Source organism: Azospirillum oryzae (assembly GCF_008364795.1).
Lineage (GTDB): Bacteria > Pseudomonadota > Alphaproteobacteria > Azospirillales > Azospirillaceae > Azospirillum > Azospirillum oryzae.
Map to the genome: position 1 here is coordinate 206,092 of NZ_VTTM01000007.1, position 22,733 is coordinate 228,824.

The window sequence follows — 22,733 nt, forward strand, 5'->3', positions numbered from 1 at the left end:
AGCCGACGCCTCCCCGCTCAAATCCAGCGCTTGCGCCGCTTGAAGCTCTTCAGGTTCTTGAAGCTCTTGCGCTCCTCGTTGCCGCCGCCGAGGTAGAATTCCTTCACGTCCTCGTTGTTGCGCAGCTCTTCGGCGGTGCCGTCCAGCACGACCTTGCCGTTCTCCATGATGTAGCCGCGGGATGCCGCCTGCAGCGCCATGCGGGCGTTCTGCTCCACCAGCAGGATGGTGACGCCAAGGTCCTTGTTGATCTGCTGGACGATGCTGAACACCTCCTTCACCATCAGCGGCGACAGGCCCATGCTGGGCTCGTCCATCAGGATCAGCTTCGGCCGGGCCATCATCGCGCGGCCGATGGCCAGCATCTGCTGCTCGCCGCCGGACAGATAGCCGGCAAGGCCGGTGCGCTCCTTCAGCCGGGGGAAATAGCTGAAGACCATGTCCAGGTCGTCCTTCACCCCGTTGTCGCGGCGGGTGTAGGCGCCGAGCCGGAGGTTTTCCAGGCAGGTCATGTCGGCGATGATGCGCCGGCCCTCCATCACCTGGAAGATGCCCTTGCGGACGATCCGGTCGGGGTCGATGCCGTTGATGCGCTCGCCGTTGAAGGTGATGTCGCCGCGGGTGACCTCGCCGTCCTCGGTCTTCAGCAGGCCGGAGATCGCCTTCAGCGTCGTCGATTTGCCGGCGCCGTTGGCGCCCAGCAGGGCCACGATCTCGCCCTCCGGCACCTCCAGGCTGAGGCCGCGGAGCACGAGGATCACGTCGTTGTAGACGACCTCGATGTTGTTGACGGACAGCATCATCCGCTTCGCAGCCGTGACGGGCGGTACAACTGGAGCGTTGGTCGAAGCGGCCGTGGCGGTGGTCAGCATGCGGCACCTGAGCTTTTCGGAAATTGGGCTGGTCGGAAGAAGGGGGGCGCCCCCGCCGCGATGGGCGGAGGCGCCGGGTACTTGTCGGCTTACCAGCCCAGCCATTCCGGCTTGCGCGGGACGTCGACGGTGGTCAGCTTGTCCAGCTTGATGGTGCCGGCCTTGACCAGATCGGCGACGCTGGCGCCGGTCTCGCCCGACACCTTGGCGCGGTAGATGTTGACCGCCGTCATGCCGCGGTGGTCGTTCTCGGTCCAGGTCGACGGAACGCAGACGCCCTCGAGCCCGGCCGGAACCCAGTCCTTCTTCTGGTACATGCCCTTGCGGATGTTCGGACCGGTGACGCCGCCGTTCTTCGACGCCCAGTCCATCGCCTCCTTCATGTAGAAGGCGGTGCAGACGCCGGCCATGTAATGCACCGGGCGATAGGCGTTCCCCGACGGATCGGAGAGCTTCGAGATTTCCATCAGCGTCTTCATGCCCGGCGCATCGCCGTTCCACGTCACCGACGTACGCATCGGGAACACCACGCCGTCGGCGGCGGCGCCGGCGGCCTTGGCGGCGTTCTCGTCCATGCCCCAGACATTGCCCATGAACTGCACCTTGGCGCCGACCGTCTGGCAGGCCTTCAGCACCGAGATGTTGGAGCCGGCGGTGTTGCCGAGATAGGCGTAGTTGACGCCGGATTCCTTCAGCGTCAGGCACTGGGCGGTGTAGTCGCCGGGGGTCAGGGCGAACTGCACGGCCGGCAGCACCTCGAAGCCCAGTTCCTTGGCCAGCTGCTCGCCGGCTTCCTTCGGCGCGTTGGGATAGGGGTGGTTGGCGCCCATGTGGACGTATTTCGGCTTGCCCTGGCCGCCCTGCTTCTTCCAGTCCTCCGCCGCCCACATCAGCATGCCGCGCAGCGCGTCGGAATAGGACGGGCCGTAGAAGAAGTTGTAGGGCGCCGGCTTGGAGCCGTGCGGACCCTTGCCGGTCGGGTCGGTCAGGTGGCCGGAGTAGGAGCCGGAATAGGCCGGGATCTCGTCCTTGCCGACGAAGCCGGTCAGCGCCTCGGTGTCGGCGGTGCCCCAGCCCTGCAGCGCCGCGATCTTGTCGCTGCCCGACGACCACTTCTTGTATTGGCTGATGGCGCGCGGCGCCTGATAGCCGTAGTCGACGGTGTCGACCGCCAGCTTGGTGCCGTTGACGCCGCCATGGGCGTTGATGTAGGCCAGCGCGTCCGACACGCCCTGCGCATAGGGCACGCCGACGTCCGACGTGGCGCCGGACTGGTCCGCCAGATGACCGACCGGAATGTCGGCGTAAGCGGTGGCGGAGGTCGCCAGCAGGAGCGCAGAGGTCGCGAAGAGCGCGGTCTTGATCGACATGGTGCGTTTACTCCCCATTCTGTTCTGTTTGTTGATCGGCAAAAGCGCTGGGTTCAGTGCGAGAAGGGATAGAGCTTCCAATAGGCCTTGATCTGCTTCCAGCGGTGGGCCAGCCCGTCGGGCTCGAACACCAGGAACAGGATGATGACGAGGCCGATCGACATTTCGCGCAGGAAGGCGATGTTGTCCTTCAGGTTCAGCGCGGTATCGATGGCGGTGCCGCTGACCAGCTTGGTCAGCGCCTGCATCGCCTCGGGCAGGAAGACCATGAAGGCGGTGCCCATCAGCGTGCCCATGATCGAGCCCAGCCCGCCGATGATGATCATGCCCAGGAACTGGATCGAGAAGAGGATGGTGAAGCCCTCCACCGACACGAACTGCAGGTAATGGGCGTACAGGGCACCGCCGATGCCGGCGTAGAAGGCGGAGATGCCGAAGGACATCGTCCGGTACTTCGTCAGGTTGATGCCCATGATCTCGGCGGAGAGATAATGGTCGCGCACCGCCACCAGGGCGCGGCCATCGCGGGTCCGCATCAGGTTGGTGGCCAGGATGTACATCACCACCAGCGCCACCAGCGCCACGTAGAAGAAGCGCTCGTCGGTGTCGAAGGCGAAGCCGAAGATGGTCAGCGGCTCGGCGATGGTGCCGGCGGTGCCGCCGGTGAACCAGTCGGCGCGGGCGAAGAAGTCCTGCAGGATGTACTGCGCCGCCAGCGTGGCGATGGCGAGGTACAGGCCCTTCAGCCGCGCCGCCGGCATGCCGAACAGCAGCCCGACCAGCGTGGTGATGACCCCCGCCAGCGGGATGGCCAACGCCACCGGGACGCCGACACTGTTGCTGAGCCAGGCCGAGGCGAAGGCGCCGAAGCCGAAGAAGGCCGAATGGCCGATGGAGATCTGGCCGGTGAAGCCGACCAGGATGTTCAGACCCAGCGCGGCGATGCCGAGATAGCTGATCTGGATCAGCAGGCTGAGCCAGTAGCGGTCCATGAAGGCCGGGCAGGCCAGCAGGAGGACCACGCCCAGGATCGCGAAGTTGCGGCTGGTCTTGGTCGGGAAGATGGTGGTGTCGGTCCCGTAGGACGTCTTGTAATCGCCGCTCGGGATGATGCTGACGGATGCCATGGGGGCCTCACACGCGCTCGATGTCTTTGGTGCCGAACAGGCCGTAGGGCTTGATCATCAGGATGGCGATCAGGACGTAGAAGGGGGCGATCTCGTACATGTTGCCCCAGTTCAGCCACTGGCTGTCCAGGTAGTGCGCCATGTTCTCCAGCACGCCGACGATCAGGCCGCCGACCACCGCGCCGATGACGCTGTCGAGACCGCCCAGGATCACCGCCGGGAACACCTTGATGCCGAAGAAGGACAGCGCCGACGACACGCCGTTGACCACGCCCACCGTGACGCCGGCCACCGCCGACACCATGGCGGAGATCGCCCAGCTCATCGCGAACATGTGGCGGACCGAGATGCCCAGCGACTGCGCCACCTGCTGGTCGAAGGCGGTGGCCCGCATGGCGAGACCGGTCCGCGAGTATTTGAAGAACCAGCCGAAGCCCGCCATGATCAGGATCGAGATCAACAGCGACATCACGTAGACGGTCTGCACCTCCAGCCCGAACAGGTTCATGGTGGGGCTGGCGAAGATCGGCGGGAAGGGCTTGGCGAAGACGCCGAACATCCACTTCATCGCCGCCTGGAAGACGATCGACAGGCCGATCGTCACCATGATGACGGAGATGATCGGCTCGCCGATCATCGGCCTCAAGACGACGATCTGCAGGATGACGCCGAAGGCCAGCATGAAGACCAGCGTGATCGGGAAGCCGATCCAGAAGGGCAGCTGCCAGCTGGTCAGCAGCCACCAGCAAGTCCAGGCGCCGATCAGCAGGAATTCGCCCTGCGCGAAGTTGACGATGCGGCTGGCCTTGTAGATCAGCACGAAGGACATGGCGACCACGCCATACAGCGCGCCGACGATCAGGCCGTTGACGAGAAGCTGAAACAGAAGGGTCATGGCGTGGCCTCGCCGATATGGGATCCAAATCCCCCGATCCCCCCCATCGCAAGCTGCGCTTGCGATGCCGACAGGCGAAGCGCAGCTTCGCCGAAAGGCGGGGAGAGGGTCGGGGTGAGGGGGTTGCGTGGTGAGGAGCGTCCGGCAGGCGGATCCCCCTCACCCATCCTCTCCCCACTTTCGGCGGACCAAAGGTCCGCCTGTCGCGTCAGCGCAAACTTCGTTTGCGCGTGAGCGGGGGGGAGAGGGGTTTTCAGCGGTTGCATTGCTACGCGCTCTCCTCACGCCGCAACCGGCTGCGGCTTCTTCACCGCGGCGGCCGGAGCCAGATCGATGACGGTCAGCGTCGTGCGGATGCGCTGCTTGGTGCCGTCCTGGAAGGCGATCGTGGTGTCCACGTCGATCTTCGGCTGGCCGGCATAGATGCTGTCGATGATGGTGCCGTACTTCTCGCCGATGACGCCGCGGCGCACCTTGCGGGTGCGGGTCAGCTCGCCGTCGTCGGCGTCCAGCTCCTTGTAGAGCAGCAGGAACTTGGAGATGCGCTGGTACTCAGGCAACGTCTGGTTGACCCGCTCCACCTCGGCCCGCAGCAGGTCGTAGACCTCCTGCTTCGACGACAGGTCCGAATATGTGGTGAAGGCGATGCGGTTCTTCTCCGCCCACTTCGACACGATGGGGAAGCGGATACAGATGATCGCCGACAGATACTCGCGCTTGTCGCCCAGGATCACCGCCTCGGCCACGTACGGCGAGAACTTCAGCTTGTTCTCGATGTATTGCGGGCTGAAGCGGTCGCCGTGCGCGGTGGTGGCGATGTCCTTGATGCGGTCGATGATGACCAGATGGCCCTTCTTGTCGAAGAAGCCGGCGTCACCCGTGTGCATCCAGCCGTCGCGCATGTCGGCGACGGTCGCCTTCTCGTTCCGGTAATAGCCGGCGAACATGTTGGGATGGCGCGTGACGATCTCGCCGACGCCGTTGTGGTCGGGGTCGATCACCTTCACCTCGATGCCGCCGTCGAACGGCACGCCGACCGTGTCGAAATCCACGTCGGTGCCGCGATGGACGGTGTAGGCGCCCATCGTCTCGGTCTGGCCGTAGATCTGGCGGAGCGGGACGCCCAGCGCCTGGAAGAACTTGAAGGTGTCGGGACCGAGTGCCGCGCCGCCGGTCGCCGCCGATTTCAGGTTGGTGAAGCCCAGCCGGTCGCGCAGAGCCTTGAACAGGATCGCGTCGGCCATCGCCGACCGCTGCCCCTTGGTCAGCGCCTCCAGCCCCAGCTTCATGCCGAGATCGTACATCTTCTGCTTGAAAGGCGAGGCGTCCATCATGCGGGCGCGCACGTCGGCGGCGATCTGCTCCCACAGGCGGGGGGCGAACAGCACGAATGTCGGCCCGATCTCGCGGAAGTCGTGCATCATCGTCTCGGCTTCCTCGACGAAGTTCACGCGCATCCGCGACACCATGCCCATGCCGACGGCATAGACCTGTTCCATGATCCAGGACAGCGGCAGGACCGAGACATACTCATCCTCCGGTCCCTTCGGATCGGCGGACAGGTAGCTGGCGACATGGCGGATCAGGCGGCCGGCCGGCAGCATCGCCATCTTCGGGTTCGACGTGGTGCCCGAGGTGGTGCAGAGGATGGCGACCTCTTCCCCCTTCGTCGCGGCGACCATGCGGTCGTAGAGGTCCGGTTGCTGCGCGTGCAGCTCCTCGCCCATCCGGACCAGATCGGTGACCGGCATCAGGCGCGGATCGTCGTATTTGCGCATGCCGCGCGGGTCGGAATAGATGATGTGCTGCAGCGTCGGCAGCCGGTCGGCGAGGTTCAGCAGCTTGTCGACCTGCTCCTCGTCCTCGGCGAACACCACCTTCACGTCGGCATAGGTGATGAGGTACGCGACCTCCTCGTCCAGCGCGTCGCGGTAGATGCCCAGGCTGTAGCCGCGCACCGCGTGGGTCGCGATCTCGCCCATCACCCAGTCGGGACGGTTGTCACCGAGAAGCCCGACGACCTCGCCCGGCACGACGCCGAGCTTGGTCATGCCCAGCGCGAAGGCGCGGACGCGGGCATGGACCTGGCTCCAGGTGAAGGTGCGCCAGATGCCGAAATCCTTCTCGCGCATGGCGATGTCGCCGCCGTGGTCGCGGGCATGCAGGGCCAGCAGCTTCGGCAAGGTGTCGTTGGCCACCAGATCAGGAAGGGCCAGATCGGGCAGATTGAGGCTCGACATCACGCGACCTCCTTCCGGGCCGGAGGAACAGCGGCGGCGGGCGCCTCTTCCTCGTCGTCCTCGCCCAGATAGGCGCGGCGGACGCGGGGGTCGGCCAGAACCTCCTCCGGCTTGCCTTCGGCGATCTTCTTGCCGAATTCCAGCACCATCACCCGGTGCGAGATGTCCATGACCACGCCCATGTCGTGTTCGATCATGACCACCGTCATGCCGAACTCCTCGTTCAGGTCGACGATGTAGCGGGCCATGTCCTCCTTCTCTTCCAGGTTCATGCCGGCCATCGGCTCGTCCAGCAGAATCAGGTCCGGCTTCAGCGCGATGGCGCGGGCCAGTTCAACCCGCTTGCGCAGTCCGTAGGACAGCGTGCCGGCGGTGGCCTTGCGCACATGCTGGATTTCGAGGAAGTCGATGATCTCCTCCACCTCGCGGCGGTGGGACAGCTCCTCCTTCCTGGCGCCGGTCAGCCAATAGAGCGACCCGGTCAGGAAGTTGTTCTTCAGCAGGTGGTGGCGGCCGACCATGATGTTGTCGAGCACGGTCATGTGCCCGAACAGCGCCAGATTCTGGAAGGTGCGGCCGATGCCGAGCGAGGCGCGATGGTTCGGGGTCATCCCCGTTACGTCGCGGCCCTTGAAGTAGACCTTGCCGTCGGTCGGCCGGTAGCGGCCGGAAATGCAGTTGACCATGGAGGTCTTGCCGGCCCCGTTGGGACCGATGATCGAGAACAGCTCGCCCCTGCGGATGCCGAAGCTGACGTCGGTCAGCGCATGGACGCCCCCGAAGCGCAGGTTGACACCCCGAGCCTCGAAAATGGTCTCTGCCTGGGTTGTCGGCGAATTCTGGGCAGGGCCGGGGTGTGGTGCGACGGGCGCGCCTGACATTTCCTCCTCCGTTGCTGTTGGTACCGCTTCTCGGGGTCACGATCCGGCTCTTGGGGGCCGGCGGGGTCCATATTGTGGACCGTTTCATGAGCAACTTCCGCACTATATACCGGGCCTCCGTCTGTTTTCAACACTGACATTCCGCCAATGCATGTTTTTTGTTGCGATAAGGCGCCGCACGGTCCATATGATGGACCTCATGAACAGCCCAGCCGACATCGCCCCCTCCCCGACCGCTCCCAACGCGGCGGGCGGCACCCAGAGCCTGGAGCGCGCCATCGCCCTGCTGCGCGCGGTCGCCGACGCCGAAAGCGACGGCGCGCGGCTGGCCGACCTGATGATGGGGGTCGGGCTGTCGAAGGCGACCGCCCACCGGCTGCTGATGGCGCTGGCACGCGAGGGGCTGGTGGAGCAGGACGCCCGCAGCAAGCGCTATCACCTGGGTCCCGATCTGGTGGCGCTCGGCGATCTGGCGGCGCTGCGCCACCGCCCCCCTGCGCCTCCCCCTGCCGCCCCGCTCCCCTCCCCCGCCCTGCCCCAGCCGCCGGAGGCGGCATCTCCCCCGCCGGCGCTGCCCTCGCCGCCCGCCCTGATGGTGCGGCCGTCAGCCTTCCTGCGTGCGGAATATCGCGGCGATTCCATCGCGCTGGCGACGCTGCTGTGCGACCGCCATGTCCGCGCCGCCGACGGCGCGCGGGCGGCGCTGCTGCATGAGAGCGTGGCCGGCCAGACGACGGAGCTGAGCTTCGCCCGGCTGGCCCGCGATTCGGCGCGTTTCGCCGCGGTGCTGGCCGGCATGGGGGTGGGGCCGGGCGACCGGGTGGCGGTGCTGCTGCCCAAGGGGCCGGAGCTGTTGATCACGGCGCTGGCAATCTGGCGGTTGGGCGGCGTCTATATGCCGCTGTTCACCACCTACACCGCTTCTGCCGTCGCCTACCGGCTGGCCGACAGCGACGCGCGCGCCATCGTCACCAACGGCTTCCTGCGTCGCAAGGTGCCGCGCGACAACACCCGGCCGGTGGTGACGGTGGAGGGCGACGAGGCCTTCGGTCCCGACGCAGTGCCCTTCTGGTCGTCGCTGCACGAGGCAGCCCCGCTGGCCGAAGTGGCGCGCTACCGCGAGGGCGACGCCTTCGCCCTGATCTACACGTCGGAATCGGAACCGACTCCGCTCGGCGTGTCGCTGCCGGTCAAGGCGCTGTCGGGGATCGAGCAGTACATGCGCATCGGCCTCGACCTGCGCGACGACGACATCTATTGGAACATGGCCGATCCCGGCTGGGCCTATGGCGCCTATTACGGTCTGGTCGGGCCGCTGCTGCTGGGGCGGACGACGATCTTCTGCGACGGTCCCTACGACGTGCGGCAGGGCTACCGGATGCTGACCAAGTTCGGCGTGACCAACCTGACCGCGGCGCCCTCGCAGATCCGCGCGTGGCACGGCGCCGACCCCGGCGTTTCGCACCAGTTCGCCCTGCGCATCCTGTCGGTGGTGGGCGAGCCGCTGCCGCCCGACCTGATCGCCTGGGCCAACCGGACGGTGAAGGTCCCGCTGCTCGACCAGTATGGCCAGCGCGAGACCGGCATCTTCATCGTGAACCGCTACGACCCCGACGGCATCGGCCGTTACGACTCCGACGCGCCGGAAGACGGCGATGCGGTCCAGCCGCCCAGCGGCTCGCTCGGCCGGCCGATGCCGGGCTTCCGCGTCGTCATCCTCGACCCCGACGGGCGCGAGGCGCCGGTGGGCGGCGCCGGCGAGATCGCCATCGACGTCGACCATTCCCCGCTGTTCTGGTTCGAATCCTACGCCAACAACCCGGAACGCACCGCCCGGCGCTTCCGCCACGGCCGGCGCTATTACCTGACCGGCGACCGCGCCTTCCTCGATGCCGACGGCAACATCCATTATCGCGGCCGGGCATCCGACGCGATCCAGATGCAGCAGGGCGAATAGTCAGCGGCCCTCCTTTTCGGGTATAGATCGCCTCCAAGGATGCGGCAGCCGGGAAAGCGCGAAGGACGGGTATGGAATCCAAGACGAAGAACCGCGAATCCTGGCTGGCCGCCGCCTTCGCGGCACTGGCCGAAGGCGGCGTCGACAAGGTGCGGGTGGAGGTGCTGGCCAAGGCCCTGAAGGTGACCAAGGGCAGCTTCTATTGGCATTTCCGCGACCGCACCGACCTGATGAACGCCCTGCTGGACAGTTGGAAGACGGGCCGCATCGCCGCCATCAAGGAACAGACCCGGCTGGACGGCCGCGAGCCGGCGCAACAGCTGCGCGACCTGCTGGCGCTCTATGGCGGCAGCAAGCCGCGGGGCATGGCGATAGAACTGGCGGTGCGCGACTGGGCCCGTCGCGATCCCGAGGCGGAAAGCGTGATCGCCGAGGTCGACCGCGAGCGCCTGCACAGCGTCGCCGGCCTGTTCGTGGCACTGGACCTGCCCCCCGACCAGGCTTTCGCCCGCGCCTACCTGTTCTACGCCTTCGCCTTCGGCCAGGGCCTTCTCGCCCCCGGTGCAGCCGCCGACCGCGCCGAGGTGGTGCGGGCGATCTGCGCCGACGTGCTGGTGCCGGCGGCCTGACCGGGCGGGCGCTCCCGCCCGGCCCGGCCGGCCTCGGTCAGTTGCTGATCGTCGCCTTGGTGACGGCCAGGAAGCCTTCCGGGCTGTCGAAGGCGGGCAGGATCGGCGCGAAGCCCGCGCCCCGCTTGAACACCGGCATCGGCCGGGTCAGGCCGGTCGCCACCCGCAGCTTGCCGCCGTCCTTCGCCCAGGCATCCACGGCGGCGGCCGACGTCCGCGCCGCTTCCGGCGCCATGCCGGCGCGGATCAGCGCGGTGGGGTCCAGCGGCGCCGCCTGCCGGGCCGACGGGTCCTGCTTCTGCGGAACATCGGTCGCCACGATCTCGCGCTCGCGGCGCCGGATGCCGCTGTTGTCGACCGTAACGTCGGCCTCGGCCAGGGCGAGGCGGAACAGCATGTCCATGTTCTGCGCGGCGGCGCCCATCAGCTCCAGCGGGTTGAAATTGCCGGAGGCCAGTCGGCGGGCGGTCGCCACCATCGCCGGGTCGATCCCCTCCATCCGCAGCCGCGCGCTCCAGCCGCCGGCATCCCGCACGGTGCCGCTGGTCTCCAGGGACAGCGACTGCCGCTGGTCGTCATAATCCAGCGCCAGCGAGACGTCGCCGCGCAGGCTGGTGTAGCCGAGGCTGACCATGTCGCGCAGGGCGTGGTTGTAGCGGTCGGCCCGCGCCATCGCCAGGACGGGCACGTCGGCACCGCTGGCCGACAGGCGGGCCTTGCGAATCTCGCCGTTCTGCAGGGCGATGTCGGACACGTCCACGCTGGCGGCGCGGACCAAGGCGTCGGGCGACAGGGTGACCGTCACCCCCTGCAGGCTGACCGACCCGAAGGGCGAAGCCGACAAATCGGCATAGTTGATCCGGCCGTTCAGCCCCTCACGGATCAGGAAGCCGTCGACCAGATCGCGGGCCTGGGCGGTGGCGTGCCGCTTCGCCAGGGTCCAGCCGCCGCCGACTACGACCAGGGCGCCGAGGACGAGCGCCGAGGCGACCTTGTTGCTGACTTTCATCACGGGGCTCCCTTGGACAGGCCCGCTGCGGCGAGCTTCTGGTCGACGATGAAGACGGGATCGGCCGCATCGGCGCATTCCGCCTTGCCGCAGGCATGGACGACAGCAGCCTCCAGCTTGGCCGGCGGCAGCGCGTCGTCGCCGTCGGCGACCGACAGCGCGCCGCGGACCACGTACCAGCCGTCGGCCTTCAGCGCCGGTCCCGCCTCCGGCACGGTGACCTGCAGCTTGCCGGGCCAGCGGGTGGCGACGGCGCTGCGCCCGTCCGATCCGGCCTGGATCAGCATGGTGACGGGAACCGCCCCGCCCTGCAGCACGGCGTCGGTGCGCGCGGCGCGCAGGGTGTCCAGCCGGGCGCCATACGCGATCCCGCCGGGCTGCATCAGGTTGGCAAGGCGGGCGCCGGGCGGCAGGGAGGCCAGTATGCTGATGTTCTGCTCGCGCTGGGCGGCCATCCGCTGGCGCTCCTGTTCGCGCTGGCGTTCCTGCTCCGCCTTGGCGGCAGCGGCCTTGCGGGCGTCCCGCTCGGCAAACAGGCCGGCGAGCGTCCGCTCGTCCAGGCGGTACAGCACGCTGGTGGCCTCGCGGTCGGCATAGATGACGGCGCTCTCCAGCTTCGCCTTGGCCGTCGCTCCGCGCCAGTTGTCGACCTTGACGCCGGCCGGGTCGATCTTCAGCGTCGCCCCGATCATCAGCGTGCGGTCGACCGACCCGTAGCGGGTGCGGCCCTCGGCGAAGGACTGGGCCGCCGACCGGTCCATCGGAATGCCGGTGATCGCGTCGAGCCCGTCGATCTCGACGGTGATGTTGTTCGGCAGCTTGGAGTCGGTGCAGCACCAGCTGGGCTGGACGGACAGCGAGGTGGACTTCTGCGTGACCGGGAACCGCTGGGTGGCGAAGTCGTAGGCCTGGAATTCGGTGCGGTAGACGATGGTCACCCGGTCGGGATCGGCACGGCTCATCTCTGTGAACAGATCGGCCCTGGCCCGTTCCAGCAGGGGCTGGAGCTTGAATTCCTGGTAGCGGACCTGCTGGAACTCGCGGTTGAACCGATGTCCGGCCCACCAGGCCAGGGTTCCGTTGTCCTCCGCCAGCGCCGCGTTCCGGCGCAGCAGAAGCAGAAGCATGCCGGGATAGTTCCTGCCGATCTCAAGGACCGGCTGGGAAGGCGGCGTGGGCGCCAGTGCCGGAGCCGGAGCCGGAGCAAGTGCCGCGACGGAGGCCGGTGCGGGGGCAGGCGCGGGCTGGGATGCCGATTGGGGTGCCGATTGGGGCGCCGGCTGCAGCACCGGCGCGGGGGCGGCCGGGGCGGCGGCGACCACCGTCCAGTCGCTGGCCGCGGCGGCCTCGCCCCGCCAGACCACGGCGCCGCTGGCCTTCTCCACCCCGACGAGCGCGGCGCGGCCGGCGGCCGGGCATTCCTTCGACAGAACCACGGAACCGATGCGGCGCACCAGCGATGTGAAACCGTCCGTCGCGAACAACCCTCTATCTTCCGCCACCACCTTCAACGCGGCGCGGTCGGCGCACCAGGACGGTCCGTCGGCGAAGACCTCGACCTTCAGGGCTCCGGAGAAGGCAAGGCGCCGGCCGTCTTCCGCCGCACCCGCCGCGGGGGCGAGCGAGAGCAGCAGGCCGAGCGCCAGGGGCGGAATCAAAAGCTGTTTCACGAGACATCCCCACTGCATGTCCGTCGCCGCCCGCGAAGGGGCGGCGTCCGGGTCAGGCGTATTTCCGCGAGTTCGGGCAAGGCCGCCGTCCGGCGGGCGGACCGATCAGCGCTTCGGTTCGTCGAGATCGATGGGCTGGTCGATCTGCATGTCGAGGTCGATGCCGCCGCTGGCCGGGGCTGCCGGAGCCGGGGGCGCCGACTGGGGCGGGGCCGGGCTGTAGGCGGGCGCGGGCGTCTGGGGCGCGATGGGTTCCAATTGCGGGGCGGGGCCGGCGGATGGCGCCTTGCCCGGCGCGGAGGGGCCGGGCTGCGCCGGTCCGGGCGTCGGCTTTGGCGCATGCTTGGGCCGCGACGGCGCGCCGATGCACTCGGCCAGCTTGCCGATGGCCCAGCTCGACCCGTCCAGCTCGTACAGCTTGCGGATACCGAGCCCCGGCACCGCCAGCGCCACCGTGTCCGCCGAGGCGAAGCGGGACAGCACCGACCCGACGTCCGGCCCGCCGAGCGGCGCGATCAGCATGCCGAATCCGCCCGGCCTCGCCTGCACATGATGGATGTTGCCGCTGTCGAACACGACTTCGATCGGATAGGCCGCCCCCGCCATCACCGGCACGCCCGTCTTGTTCATCGCCAGACCGGTGTTGCTCCGGGTGGCGATGAAGGCCAGCTCCTGGGCGGGCGACTGCTTCGACGCGACGCAATAGGGCACGGCGCCGGGATTGGTCGGGGTGTAGCGCTCGACCAGCCAGCCGCGCTGCTGGGCATAGATGGCCGTCGGCACGAAATTGCTCGGGTAGACGGGGCCGCGGCCGGTCTGGCAGGACGCCAGCAGCGGAAGGCTGCAGGCAAGGGCGAGAAGAATGCCGGCACGGCCGGCGGTGCTGATCGGCATCGCGTGTCCTTCCGGGACAGGCCCGGTCAAATCGGGAGCGGGTGGCGGGTGCGGCAGGATGGCCGGTTGAAGGGGAAGGCCCCCTCCGTGGCGGACAAGGCCGGCTCCTGACCCTGCGGGAATGGTCCCACTCAATTCATAACTTATTCTTCAATTATTTCCGCAACTTGCGGATGGTGCGAAATGCAATCCCGTTAGTCAAAAGCAATCTTGCCGGCCAAAATGCGTCCCAATGTCGCAAGTTCGGTCAATTCCCGCAGCCACGCGGCCGCCCGGACACTTGCCTCGCGCCCTGGGGCGCCTACGGCATAAAGGCCAGCCGCAGATTGCCCCAGTGACGGCCGCGCACGACGATCGGCGCGTCGATCTCCTTCAGGCGCACCATCTGGCCGCCGCCCATGTCGCGACGGTAGGCCTGCAGCAGGAACGGGCGGGTGTTGCGGGCGGCAGCAAGGCCGGAGCGGTCGGCGAAGACGCGGCGGTTGCGGCAATGGGCGGCGTTCCAGGCGGCGTCACCCGGCCGCTGCGGCTCGGAATAGCGGGCGTTGTGGGTCGGCAGATAGCCGATGGCGTTGACCGCGGCACAGAACTGGAAGCGCGGGTTGGAGGCCAGGACCGGCTCCTGGATCGCCGGGAACAGCCGGTCGGTCAGCTCGGTGAAGGGGGCGAGGCACTGTTCCGGCTCGGTGCCGGGAATGGTTGACAGCTCCGTCGAGAACAGCGCCTCCTCGCCGATGCTGCCGTTGGACAGCGCGCCGTCCAGCGCCTTGCCCAAGGCCGCCGCGGTGTCCTGCACGGTGCGGATGATGGACGAATCCGCCTCGATCATCGCGGTGTAGGCACGCTGCAGCCGGTCGGTTTGCGCGTCCGACAGCTCGTCGAAAGCCAGATGCAGGCCAAGGTCGCTGGTGCCGGCGACGATGGCCGGCAGGTCGCCGACGTCGCGTAGCGTCACGATCAGCCGCGTCTGCTCGGCCAGTTCCGGTAGCCCCTTGCTCTCCACCAGCAGGCCGTCCAGCGACAGGTCGAGCATGGTGACGGTGCGGTGGTCGCCGGCAACGGCCAGGCCGATCGGCTCCTCGCACGGGATGCGGTCGGAGACGCGGCGGTCGCCCGCCACCGACTGGCGCAGCGCGATGACAAGCCGGCGCTTCAGGTCGGCCACCGCGCCCTGGGTATCGGTCATGCGGCGGCTGACGTCGGTGGCGATGCCGGTGATCTCGTCGGTCTGGTCGCGGATGTGCAGCACGCTGCCCGACACCTGGGAGGCGCCACCGGCCGAGTTGGTGGCGCTGCGCCCGATCTCGGCGTTGGCGGCCGACTGCTCCTCCACCGCGGCGGCGGTGGCGGCGGCGGCCTCGTCGATCTCCTCGATCACCGAGATGACGGTCTGGATCGCGGTGACGCTGCCGCCCACCGCCTGTTTCAGCTGCTCGATCTGGCGGGCGATGTCCTCGGTCGCCTTCGCCGTCTGATTGGCCAGCGTCTTGACCTCGCTGGCGACGACGGCGAAGCCCTTGCCGGCCTCTCCCGCCCGCGCCGCCTCGATGGTGGCGTTCAGCGCCAGCAGATTGGTCTGGCCGGCGATGGAGTTGATCAGGTTGGCGACCTTGGCGATCTCCTCCGTCGCGACCTCCATCTGGCCGATGGCGGTGGCGGAGCTGCGGGCGCTGTCCACCGCGCGCCGCGCCACCTCGCTGGAGCGCGCCGCCTGACGGGCGATCTCGTGCCCGGCGGAGTTCAGCTCCTCCGTCGCGGCGGCGACCGACTGGGCGTTGGCGCTGGCCTGTTCGGAGGCGGCCGACACCACCACCGTGTTCTCCCGCACCACGCCCAGAGACTGCATCAGGTGGCGGATGCCGTCGCCGGCGCGGTTGCTGGCCAGTTCCACCCCGATCCAGGTGGAGTCCAGATCGCTCTCGATCGATTTGCAGGTTTCCAGCAGGGCCTGACGGGTCAGCGCCTTCTGGCGCAGTTCGGTCTCGTGCTTCTCATGGATGCCATAGGCCAGCTTCGCCTTCATGGCGTTCAGCTCCGACGCCACGCGGCGGAACTCCGGGACGCCGACGGCCGGCATCGGGTCGGTCAGGGCGCCGCGGGCGATGCGTTCGAAGGTCCGTTCCAGCACCACCAGCGGGCGGCGCACCATGCGCAGGATCGCCCAGCCGAACAGGGCGGCGAGCAGGGCGCTCAGCAACATCGCCACGGCGACCTGGACGACGCGGCGTCCGTAATCCCGTTCCGCCTTGTCGAACTCTTCCCGCGCGACCCGGATCTGAAGCTCCAGCAGAGCGTCGGACACCCGGCGCAGATCGGCGAAGGCCGGGCGGACGGCGCTGCGCAGATGGGCGTCCAGCCCGGCGGCATCCTTCTGCTTGGCCAGCGCCAGCGCCGGGCCGATCCCGCCTTGCAGATAGGTCCCGACCAGCGGCTTGAATTTCTCGGCGAGGACGGCTTCCTCCGGGGTCAGGTAGGTCGCCAGGTAGTCGGCCAGCAGGCGCCGCATCGCCGCGGCGTTGTCCGCCACGTCCCTCTCCACCGCAGCCTCCACTGCGGCGAGGTCGCCGGCGCCGCTTCCCGCCCGCAGGTCGGCGGCGAGGTCGGTCAGCCGCTGCCGGCTGTCGCGCGCGAGGTTCTGGATGGCGCCGATCTGATAGGCGGGAACCGTACGATCCTCATACACGGTGCGCAGTGATCGGTTGGAATCTGCCATGCCGTCCAGGCCGAGCCAGCCGGCCAGCAGAACCGCCAGGATCAGCAGTGCGAACACCGCAGCCAAGCGCCCCGACAGGCTGGCCCAGGCAAAGGCAGCGGCGCGGCCGGCACGGTTCTTCCGCACCAGGGCGCCTTCCGCCAGCGCCAGCGCGGCGCGGCCGTCGCGCATCTCCGCATACAGCGCCTCGGCCGCCGCGACATCCTCGCGCGCAGGCTTGGAGCGGATCGAGATATAGCCGGTGACGGCGCCGTTCTCGACCACCGGGGTGACGTTGGCCCGCACCCAATAGTAATCGCCGCCCTTGGTCCGGTTCTTCACCAGCCCTTCCCAGGGCCGTCCGGTCTTCACCGTCGCCCACAGGTCGGCGAAGGCCTCCTTCGGCATGTGGGGGTGGCGAACGAGATTGTGGGGCGCGCCGATCAGCTCATGTTCGTCAAAGCCGCTGATCTCGACGAAGGCCTGGTTCACGAAGGTGATGCGCCCGCCGGTGTCGGTGCGGGACACCAGGGGAACCCCCTCGGTCAGATGGACTTCCCGGTCGGTGATCGGTGTGTTGACGCGCATTAGGCGGCTCCGCTCCAGCCAAGGTCACGAATGATACGGCCGGGACTCGGAGCGAAACGAAAGCCGCCGGACGGCCGGATCGGTCGCCCCCCGGACCGGACCTTTTGCTGCAAGCGGTGTGCCGCGTCAGTTTGTCAGACAACGAACGAATTTTGTGTCGGATTGCACCAGTGGCGCGAAATCGGGCAGCTCCGCTCGTCGCAAAATGCGTCCGGAAAAGCGGACTGGCCCCAAAGTATTATGCAATTTGGAAAATGCTTTGCTGTCTGACCATTCATCCACGCAACGACCCGTTGGACAGCCCGTCCAGCGGGATGGCGGTGACGCTCTTCACCTCTTCCATCACGGCGTAGGTGTGGGTTTCCCGCACGCCGCGGGCGGTGGACAGCAATTCGCCCAGGAACAGGCGGTATTCGTTCATGTCGCGCACGCGGGCCTTGACCAGATAGTCGAAGCCGCCGGCGACCATGTGGCATTCCATGATCTGCGGCATGCGCAGCACGGTGGCCTTGAAGTCGTCGAAGTTATCGGGTGTCGTGCGGTCCAGCACCACCTCGACGAAGACCAGCATCCCCGCTTCCAGCCGGTGCGGGTCGAGCAGCGCGACATAGCGCTGGATGATGCCGTCGGCCTGCAGCCGCTTCACCCGCTCCAGGCAGGCGGCCGGGCTGAGGTTGATGCGGCGGGCCAGTTCCACATTGCTGAGGCGGCCGTCATCCTGCAGTTCGCGCAGGATCTTGATGTCGGTGGAATCGAGGTTGCGGTCCATCGGCGGCTCGGAATGCTGTTCGGCTGGCGGCCACGATCCTAACGGAAAAAACGGGATCAGGCCATGCCGGACCATAGCCGGAGCGGCGAAGACGCCGCCGATCCGAAGCCCGTTCGTTCCGGATGCCGCCCCGGATGTCGCCCCAGATGTCACCCTGAACGCCGATCAGGCCGCCAGCGGCAGGGCCACCGTCATGCGCAGGCCGCCGGTCGGGCGGTTCTCGGCGCGGACACGGCCGCCGAACGCCTCGATGTTGCGCCGGACGATCCACAGGCCGATGCCGAAATGCGCCGCGCCGGCCTGATGCGCCGCCGCCTCGTCCTCCGGCATGCCGCGGCCGGGTTCGCGGTGGGAGAAATAGCGTTCGAAGATGCGGTCCAGGTTGGCGGGATCGACGCCCGGTCCTTCGTCATCCACCACCAGCTCCGCCCAGGCCCCCGTACGGGTCAGGCGGACGCTGACCGTCCCGTCGGGCGGCGAGAAGCTGACGGCGTTCTCCACCAGATTCTCGACGATGGTCTCCAGCGTCTCCTCGCTGGCCCGCACCACCAGCCCGGCATCGATGCGCGAGCGCATGTGCAGGCGGCGTTCGGCCAGCAGCCCGGTATAGCCGCCGGCCATCCGCTCCACCAGCGACGAAAGGTCGACGCGGCGGCGCGACGGGGCCAGCAGGTCGGCCGCCGCCTCGTCCATGCGGCGGGCGAAGGACACCAGCCCGTCCAGCTTGTCCAGCGACTTCTCGATCATCGTCAGGGCGCGCTGGCTGCGGGCGTTCTCCGCCGGCAGGGCGCGGCGCAGCGGCTCCACCGACTGGCGGATCACGGCGATCGGCGTCTTGAAGGCGTGGGCGTTGTCCTCGGCGGCACGGCGCAGCGATTGGGCGCTGTCGCGCAGCGTGGCGACCAGCCGGTCGAAATCCTCGGCCACGCCGGCCAGTTCCGGCACGGTGTTGCGCGCGGCGAAGGAGGCGTCGCGGTCCTCGCGCTCGGGCGTGTCGTCGCCGCCGACGATGCGGCGGGCCAGATCGCCGAAGCGGTTCAGGTTGCGCCAGATGCCGGCCAGCACCGCCAGCACCAGGGCGGCCATCGCCAGATAGATCGCGGCGGCGGCCTGGACCGCCGGCGTGCTCCAGTATGGGCGGCCGATGGAGGAGGAGATGTAGGCTTCCGTCGCGTGGCTGGTCACCAGCGCCCAGCAGCCGAAGCTGGTCTTGATCGGGGTGATGGAGGACAGCACCTCCTCCCCGCCTTCCAGATGGGGGACGCGCATCGCCAGCGTCGAATTGCCGGCGCAGCTCGACCCCAGCCGGTCCAGCACACCCTGTTCGAGCAGCAGGCGCCGTTCGGCGTCGATGTCGGCGGTGGACAGGCTGGGCGCCGCGGCGACGTAGAAGAAGGGCTCCGGCCCGGCCTTGGCCCCGGACGGGGTGGTGGCGGCGCCGGATGCTGCCACGCGCGGGCGCACCAGCAGCTTCAGCCGCGTGCGGTCGTCGCCATAACGGGCGAGCGCGATGCTCAGGCTGGGAAGGGCGGTGCGGTCGACGCCCAGCAGTTCGGGCTCCAGCGCGCGGGCGATCAGCTCGCCCTGGCGCTGGGCGCTTTTCAGCAGAAGCTGCTGCGACGCCTCGTCGGCGCGCTGGAACTGGTCATAGAGCAGGACCGGCACTGCGATGAAGACAAGGGTGAGCAGCACCAGGCGGCTCGCCATCGAGCGCCAGAGCCAGAGCAGGCGGGCGGACGCCCGTCGGGGCGCCCGCATCGCGAGGTCAATCGGCAGCAGCGCCATCGATCAACATATCCTCGCCGATACCATCCTCGTCGCGGCCCTGGTTGGCCGCGTTCTCGCCCTTGCCCCAGCGGTAGCCGAAGCCCGGATAGTTCTCGATGCAGGCGAAGGTCGCGTCGACCGACCGGAACTTCTGGCGGATGCGCTTGATGAAGGCGCGGACGTTGGCGCGGTAGCCCGACGGGCCGTAACCGGCGACGAAGCCCTTGCCGTGGACGAGGTCGTAGATCTCGCGGTAGGACACGTCCTCTTCCGGGCGGGTCGACATCAGCTTGACGATGTTGAACTCGGTCAGCGTCAGGTCGATGCGCTTGCCCTTCCAGAAGGCGCGGCTGTTGTCCAGGCGCAGCTCCAGCTCGCCAAGGCGATGGCTGGTGCTGGTGCCGCCGGTCTCCGCATCGTCGGCGCCCTTGGTGGCGTCGCCCTTGATCCCGTCCAGGATCAGGCGCATGCGCTTCAGCAGGATCGACAGGCTGCGCGACTTCTCGACGAAGTCCAGCGCGCCGCCGGCCAGGGCGGCCTCTTCATAAATCTGGTCGGACAGCACGGTCAGGAAGATGACCGGCGTGGCGATGCCGCGGGCGCGCATCTGGCGCAGCACGTCGATGCCGTCCAGCTTGGGCATGCGCCAGTCCAGGAGGACGATGTCGACCGACCCGCCTTCGGCGAAGAAGTCGAGCGCCGGTTCGCCGCGGTCGAAGGTGATGACCTCGTACCCCTCGTCGCCGAGGTTGAGGCTCAGCGACTCACGGAACAGGTCGTCGTCGTCCACCAGAGCGATGCGGGCAATGGTCGGATCGGTCATTGCGGACATTCCCTTGTTCGACTCCGCCTTACTGAATCCCGGCGCGGACAGGGCGCCCTGCGTCAGCTTGAGCGAGGAGTTGGGCGAAGCATCGGTGGTCGGCGTCAGGGACATTTTGGCTGCTCTTCATATCGTAGGAGAGGGCGCGGAAGTCCTGGGACGAGGTCATATCCATGAAGAAGAACACCTTGAGGGTGCAATCGCCCTTGGCATACCGCCAGATCTTGGCGGGAGGCGCCTCTTCCCGTGCAACGGGGGACCCCAGGAGTTTGAGCGTCTGGACTTCGTCCAGCCCGACAAGGCTGTCGGGGTCGGCGTTGGTGGTTGCGGGTTGGGTGGGCGTGCCCCCCGTCGGCGGTGCCGCCGCCTGGGCGGCGTTAGACGGTGTCGCCGCCTGGGTGGCGTTAGGCGGCATCGCCGCCTGGGTGGCGATGTCGGATCCGATGGCCGCCAGATGGGTGGTGGCCTGATCGGCGGTCAGCTTGCCGGCGGTCAGTTCCCCGGCGGTCACCGGCGGCCCCGGCTGCGGCATCGGCAGGGCGGGCGCCAGCGTGGCGGCGTCGGGGAGCTTCCGGACCGGCTTGGGCTTGGGCACCGGCGGGGATGCCGGATGGGCGTTCGGGCGGGCCGCCGTCACGTCCGGTCCGCCCCAGGGTCCGGCGGTGTTGGCCGGGCAGCCGGCCAGCAGCAGGACCGCGACCAGCAGGCCCGCATGTCGGCCCCGGCCGGCGGCGTAGGCGCCGTACTGCGCCACATCGCGGAGGACTGCCGGCACGGTCATGGGGGCGGGCCTTTCAAATCCAAGGGGAAACGGAGATATCGGCATTAACACGGGACGAACCATTTCCATCTAGCCTGGAAGTCAACTTCGCGCGCTGGTTGGAGTTGGCCGCGTCTGATATGCCTAAACTCAATCCAGTCTGGTTAATGGCGCGTTAAAGCCACAGCCCATACCCCCATTTTGCGAAAGCGCATCAATATTTTTGGAAGTTTCGTTTGAAATTCGAGCGATTCCGGCAGGGGTTGCCGGTGTCTTTGCTCAAAAGTGGTATGAAATTCGGCAAAATCCATTACGCGCTGACTGCCGCCGTTGTGAAATGCGGAGCGGGACAGGACGTGACAGAAATGAGGCGGGAGGATGGCGGGGATTGCCGGATCGGGGCCTATGCCCAAAAAACAATCGGCGGCGGAGCCACCCGGGTATGGCTCCGCCGCCGAACAGCCGGACGGGCAACAGGTCATGTGGCGGCGCGCGGTTAGCGGCCGTGGGTCGTTGCCACTGGAACTCCAGCCGTGGTTCCGACCGGCACTCAGTCCGGTCGGCGTCGTGGGAACAATGCGTTTTCGGCACCATCCATCACGCCGATGATGATGCGCCGGACGGTCCGGATCGTCAAGTTTGTAGTACGTACAATTTAGTGGTCCGCATATCCGGACGATGCGAAGAGCCTTGCCGCCGACGGCAAATGTGCCTTCCAATACGCAGTCGCCAGAATGTCCGTTGTGGCCAGTGATTTCGGGATCCGGCTACCGGAATCACGCAGGACGCGGCTTCTCCATCCGTGATCGTCCGCATGCCATGGGCCCCCAAATACGAAAGGGCCGCGCCCCCTTTGGGAAGCGCGGCCCTTCGTTGCCGAAGATTCCCTCACGCACAACCACGAGCGCGGGCCACCTTCGATGCGGTTGGGCGGCCGATGGCGTCGCTGATGAACGCTCCGGCCGCAATCAGCTTGTCCAAATCCACCCCGGTCTCGATGCCGAGGCCGTTCAGCATGTACAGCACATCCTCGCTCGCCACGTTGCCGCTGGCCCCCTTGGCATAGGGGCAGCCGCCCAGGCCGGCGACGGAGCTGTCGACCACCGCCACGCCCATCTGCAGGGCGGCCAGGATGTTGGCCAGAGCCTGCCCGTAGGTGTCGTGGAAATGGACGGCGATCTTCTCCATCGGCACCCGCTCCGCCACCGCGGCGATCATCAGTTGCGCCTTGGTCGGCGTGCCGGTTCCGATGGTGTCGCCCAGCGAGATCTCGTAGCAGCCCATGGCGAACAGCCGTTCCGCCACGTCCGCCACCGCCTTCGGCGCGATCTCCCCCTCATAAGGACAGCCGAGCACGCAAGAGACATATCCCCGCACCGGCACGCCCACCGCCTTGGCCTGCTCCATCACCGGCGCGAAGCGGTCCAGGCTCTCGGCGATGGAGCAGTTGATGTTCTTCTGGCTGAAGCTTTCCGACGCGGCGCCGAACACCGCCACCTCGTCGGCCTTGGCCGCCAGCGCGCCCTCCAGCCCCTTCAGATTCGGGGTGAGGGCGGCATAGCGCACGCCGGGCTTGCGGGCGATGCCGGCCAGCACGTCGGCGCTGTCGCCCATCTGCGGCACCCATTTGGGCGAGACGAAGCTGGCCGCCTCGACCACGCTCAACCCGGCGTCGGACAGGCGGTTCACCAGCTCCACCTTCACCGCCGTCGGCACCATCGACTTTTCGTTCTGGAGGCCGTCGCGCGGGCCGACCTCCACCATGCGGACGAATTTCGGCAACTGCATCG

Annotated in this window: 17 protein-coding genes; 2 read left to right on the forward strand and 15 right to left on the reverse strand. The window is 67.9% G+C overall.

Going from position 1 to position 22,733, the window contains the following annotated elements:
- Positions 1–17: 17 nt before the first annotated feature.
- The 6 genes from FZ938_RS19870 to FZ938_RS19900 all read right to left on the reverse strand — a co-directional run bounded on the left by FZ938_RS19870 (position 18) and on the right by FZ938_RS19900 (position 7,385).
- Positions 18–872 carry an ABC transporter ATP-binding protein gene (locus tag FZ938_RS19870; RefSeq protein ID WP_425492024.1) on the reverse strand — a complete coding sequence of 285 codons (855 nt, stop codon included), beginning with the start codon at positions 870–872 and terminating at the stop codon, positions 18–20.
- Positions 873–961: 89 nt separating this feature from the next.
- The gene (locus FZ938_RS19875) at positions 962–2,242 is read right to left on the reverse strand and encodes an ABC transporter substrate-binding protein (protein ID WP_149200176.1); all 1,281 of its coding nucleotides are present in this window, start codon (positions 2,240–2,242) and stop codon (positions 962–964) included.
- A 53-nt stretch (positions 2,243–2,295) separates the two neighbouring features.
- Positions 2,296–3,369, reverse strand: coding sequence for a branched-chain amino acid ABC transporter permease (locus FZ938_RS19880; protein WP_149200177.1), 1,074 nt, complete (start codon positions 3,367–3,369; stop codon positions 2,296–2,298).
- Positions 3,370–3,376: 7 nt separating this feature from the next.
- Positions 3,377–4,264: a branched-chain amino acid ABC transporter permease gene (locus tag FZ938_RS19885; RefSeq protein ID WP_014187949.1), complete on the reverse strand. Its 888-nt coding sequence runs from the start codon at positions 4,262–4,264 to the stop codon at positions 3,377–3,379.
- 281 nt (positions 4,265–4,545) lie between these two features.
- Positions 4,546–6,504 carry a long-chain fatty acid--CoA ligase gene (locus tag FZ938_RS19895; RefSeq protein WP_149200178.1) on the reverse strand — a complete coding sequence of 653 codons (1,959 nt, stop codon included), beginning with the start codon at positions 6,502–6,504 and terminating at the stop codon, positions 4,546–4,548.
- Positions 6,504–7,385, reverse strand: coding sequence for an ABC transporter ATP-binding protein (locus FZ938_RS19900; protein ID WP_211101122.1), 882 nt, complete (start codon positions 7,383–7,385; stop codon positions 6,504–6,506). The genes FZ938_RS19895 and FZ938_RS19900 overlap by 1 nt, the downstream gene beginning before the upstream one ends.
- Before the next feature lie 199 nt (positions 7,386–7,584).
- Here FZ938_RS19900 and FZ938_RS19905 point away from each other — a divergent pair, with 199 nt between their 5' ends.
- Both FZ938_RS19905 and FZ938_RS19910 read left to right on the forward strand, forming a co-directional pair.
- Positions 7,585–9,342: an AMP-binding protein gene (locus FZ938_RS19905; RefSeq protein ID WP_246458019.1), complete on the forward strand. Its 1,758-nt coding sequence runs from the start codon at positions 7,585–7,587 to the stop codon at positions 9,340–9,342.
- A gap of 71 nt (positions 9,343–9,413) precedes the next feature.
- A complete protein-coding gene (locus tag FZ938_RS19910) occupies positions 9,414–9,971 on the forward strand; it encodes a TetR/AcrR family transcriptional regulator (protein WP_149200179.1) in 558 nt (185 codons plus the stop codon).
- Positions 9,972–10,008: 37 nt separating this feature from the next.
- Here the strand turns inward: FZ938_RS19910 and FZ938_RS19915 are convergent, their stop codons facing one another.
- The 9 genes from FZ938_RS19915 to FZ938_RS19955 form a co-directional block, all read right to left on the reverse strand.
- On the reverse strand, positions 10,009–10,980 hold the full coding sequence (locus FZ938_RS19915) for a hypothetical protein (RefSeq protein ID WP_149200180.1): 972 nt from the start codon (positions 10,978–10,980) through the stop codon (positions 10,009–10,011).
- Positions 10,980–12,650 (reverse strand): DUF4852 domain-containing protein, encoded by a 1,671-nt coding sequence (locus tag FZ938_RS19920; RefSeq protein ID WP_149200181.1) that lies wholly within the window; start codon positions 12,648–12,650, stop codon positions 10,980–10,982. The genes FZ938_RS19915 and FZ938_RS19920 overlap by 1 nt, the downstream gene beginning before the upstream one ends.
- A gap of 105 nt (positions 12,651–12,755) precedes the next feature.
- Complete coding sequence (locus FZ938_RS30660) at positions 12,756–13,544, reverse strand: hypothetical protein (RefSeq protein ID WP_174757512.1); 789 nt, start codon at positions 13,542–13,544, stop codon at positions 12,756–12,758.
- A gap of 301 nt (positions 13,545–13,845) precedes the next feature.
- Positions 13,846–16,824 (reverse strand): methyl-accepting chemotaxis protein, encoded by a 2,979-nt coding sequence (locus FZ938_RS19930; RefSeq protein WP_149200182.1) that lies wholly within the window; start codon positions 16,822–16,824, stop codon positions 13,846–13,848.
- A 274-nt stretch (positions 16,825–17,098) separates the two neighbouring features.
- Complete coding sequence (locus FZ938_RS19935; protein ID WP_109075116.1) at positions 17,099–17,593, reverse strand: winged helix-turn-helix transcriptional regulator; 495 nt, start codon at positions 17,591–17,593, stop codon at positions 17,099–17,101.
- Between the two features lie 165 nt (positions 17,594–17,758).
- Positions 17,759–19,378, reverse strand: coding sequence for a sensor histidine kinase (locus tag FZ938_RS19940; RefSeq protein WP_149200183.1), 1,620 nt, complete (start codon positions 19,376–19,378; stop codon positions 17,759–17,761).
- Positions 19,359–20,183: a response regulator transcription factor gene (locus FZ938_RS19945; RefSeq protein ID WP_149200184.1), complete on the reverse strand. Its 825-nt coding sequence runs from the start codon at positions 20,181–20,183 to the stop codon at positions 19,359–19,361. The genes FZ938_RS19940 and FZ938_RS19945 overlap by 20 nt, the downstream gene beginning before the upstream one ends.
- Before the next feature lie 28 nt (positions 20,184–20,211).
- Positions 20,212–20,964 carry a hypothetical protein gene (locus FZ938_RS19950; RefSeq protein ID WP_149200185.1) on the reverse strand — a complete coding sequence of 251 codons (753 nt, stop codon included), beginning with the start codon at positions 20,962–20,964 and terminating at the stop codon, positions 20,212–20,214.
- A gap of 867 nt (positions 20,965–21,831) precedes the next feature.
- On the reverse strand, positions 21,832–22,731 hold the full coding sequence (locus FZ938_RS19955; RefSeq protein WP_149200186.1) for a hydroxymethylglutaryl-CoA lyase: 900 nt from the start codon (positions 22,729–22,731) through the stop codon (positions 21,832–21,834).
- Positions 22,732–22,733 lie beyond the last annotated feature (2 nt).

What these genes read in the sequence shown, in the direction of transcription:
- FZ938_RS19955 (WP_149200186.1), bottom strand. Translation starts at nt 22,731, where the DNA reads ATGCAGTTGCCGAAATTCGTCCGCATGGTGGAGGTCGGCCCGCGCGAC.
- FZ938_RS19935 (WP_109075116.1), bottom strand. Translation starts at nt 17,593, where the DNA reads ATGGACCGCAACCTCGATTCCACCGACATCAAGATCCTGCGCGAACTG.
- FZ938_RS19910 (WP_149200179.1), top strand. Translation starts at nt 9,414, where the DNA reads ATGGAATCCAAGACGAAGAACCGCGAATCCTGGCTGGCCGCCGCCTTC.
- FZ938_RS19885 (WP_014187949.1), bottom strand. Translation starts at nt 4,264, where the DNA reads ATGACCCTTCTGTTTCAGCTTCTCGTCAACGGCCTGATCGTCGGCGCG.
- FZ938_RS19875 (WP_149200176.1), bottom strand. Translation starts at nt 2,242, where the DNA reads ATGTCGATCAAGACCGCGCTCTTCGCGACCTCTGCGCTCCTGCTGGCG.
- FZ938_RS19945 (WP_149200184.1), bottom strand. Translation starts at nt 20,183, where the DNA reads ATGACCGATCCGACCATTGCCCGCATCGCTCTGGTGGACGACGACGAC.
- FZ938_RS19870 (WP_425492024.1), bottom strand. Translation starts at nt 872, where the DNA reads ATGCTGACCACCGCCACGGCCGCTTCGACCAACGCTCCAGTTGTACCG.
- FZ938_RS19950 (WP_149200185.1), bottom strand. Translation starts at nt 20,964, where the DNA reads ATGACCGTGCCGGCAGTCCTCCGCGATGTGGCGCAGTACGGCGCCTAC.
- FZ938_RS19880 (WP_149200177.1), bottom strand. Translation starts at nt 3,369, where the DNA reads ATGGCATCCGTCAGCATCATCCCGAGCGGCGATTACAAGACGTCCTAC.
- FZ938_RS19900 (WP_211101122.1), bottom strand. Translation starts at nt 7,385, where the DNA reads ATGTCAGGCGCGCCCGTCGCACCACACCCCGGCCCTGCCCAGAATTCG.
- FZ938_RS19905 (WP_246458019.1), top strand. Translation starts at nt 7,585, where the DNA reads ATGAACAGCCCAGCCGACATCGCCCCCTCCCCGACCGCTCCCAACGCG.
- FZ938_RS19895 (WP_149200178.1), bottom strand. Translation starts at nt 6,504, where the DNA reads ATGTCGAGCCTCAATCTGCCCGATCTGGCCCTTCCTGATCTGGTGGCC.
- FZ938_RS19930 (WP_149200182.1), bottom strand. Translation starts at nt 16,824, where the DNA reads ATGCGCGTCAACACACCGATCACCGACCGGGAAGTCCATCTGACCGAG.
- FZ938_RS30660 (WP_174757512.1), bottom strand. Translation starts at nt 13,544, where the DNA reads ATGCCGATCAGCACCGCCGGCCGTGCCGGCATTCTTCTCGCCCTTGCC.
- FZ938_RS19940 (WP_149200183.1), bottom strand. Translation starts at nt 19,378, where the DNA reads ATGGCGCTGCTGCCGATTGACCTCGCGATGCGGGCGCCCCGACGGGCG.
- FZ938_RS19915 (WP_149200180.1), bottom strand. Translation starts at nt 10,980, where the DNA reads ATGAAAGTCAGCAACAAGGTCGCCTCGGCGCTCGTCCTCGGCGCCCTG.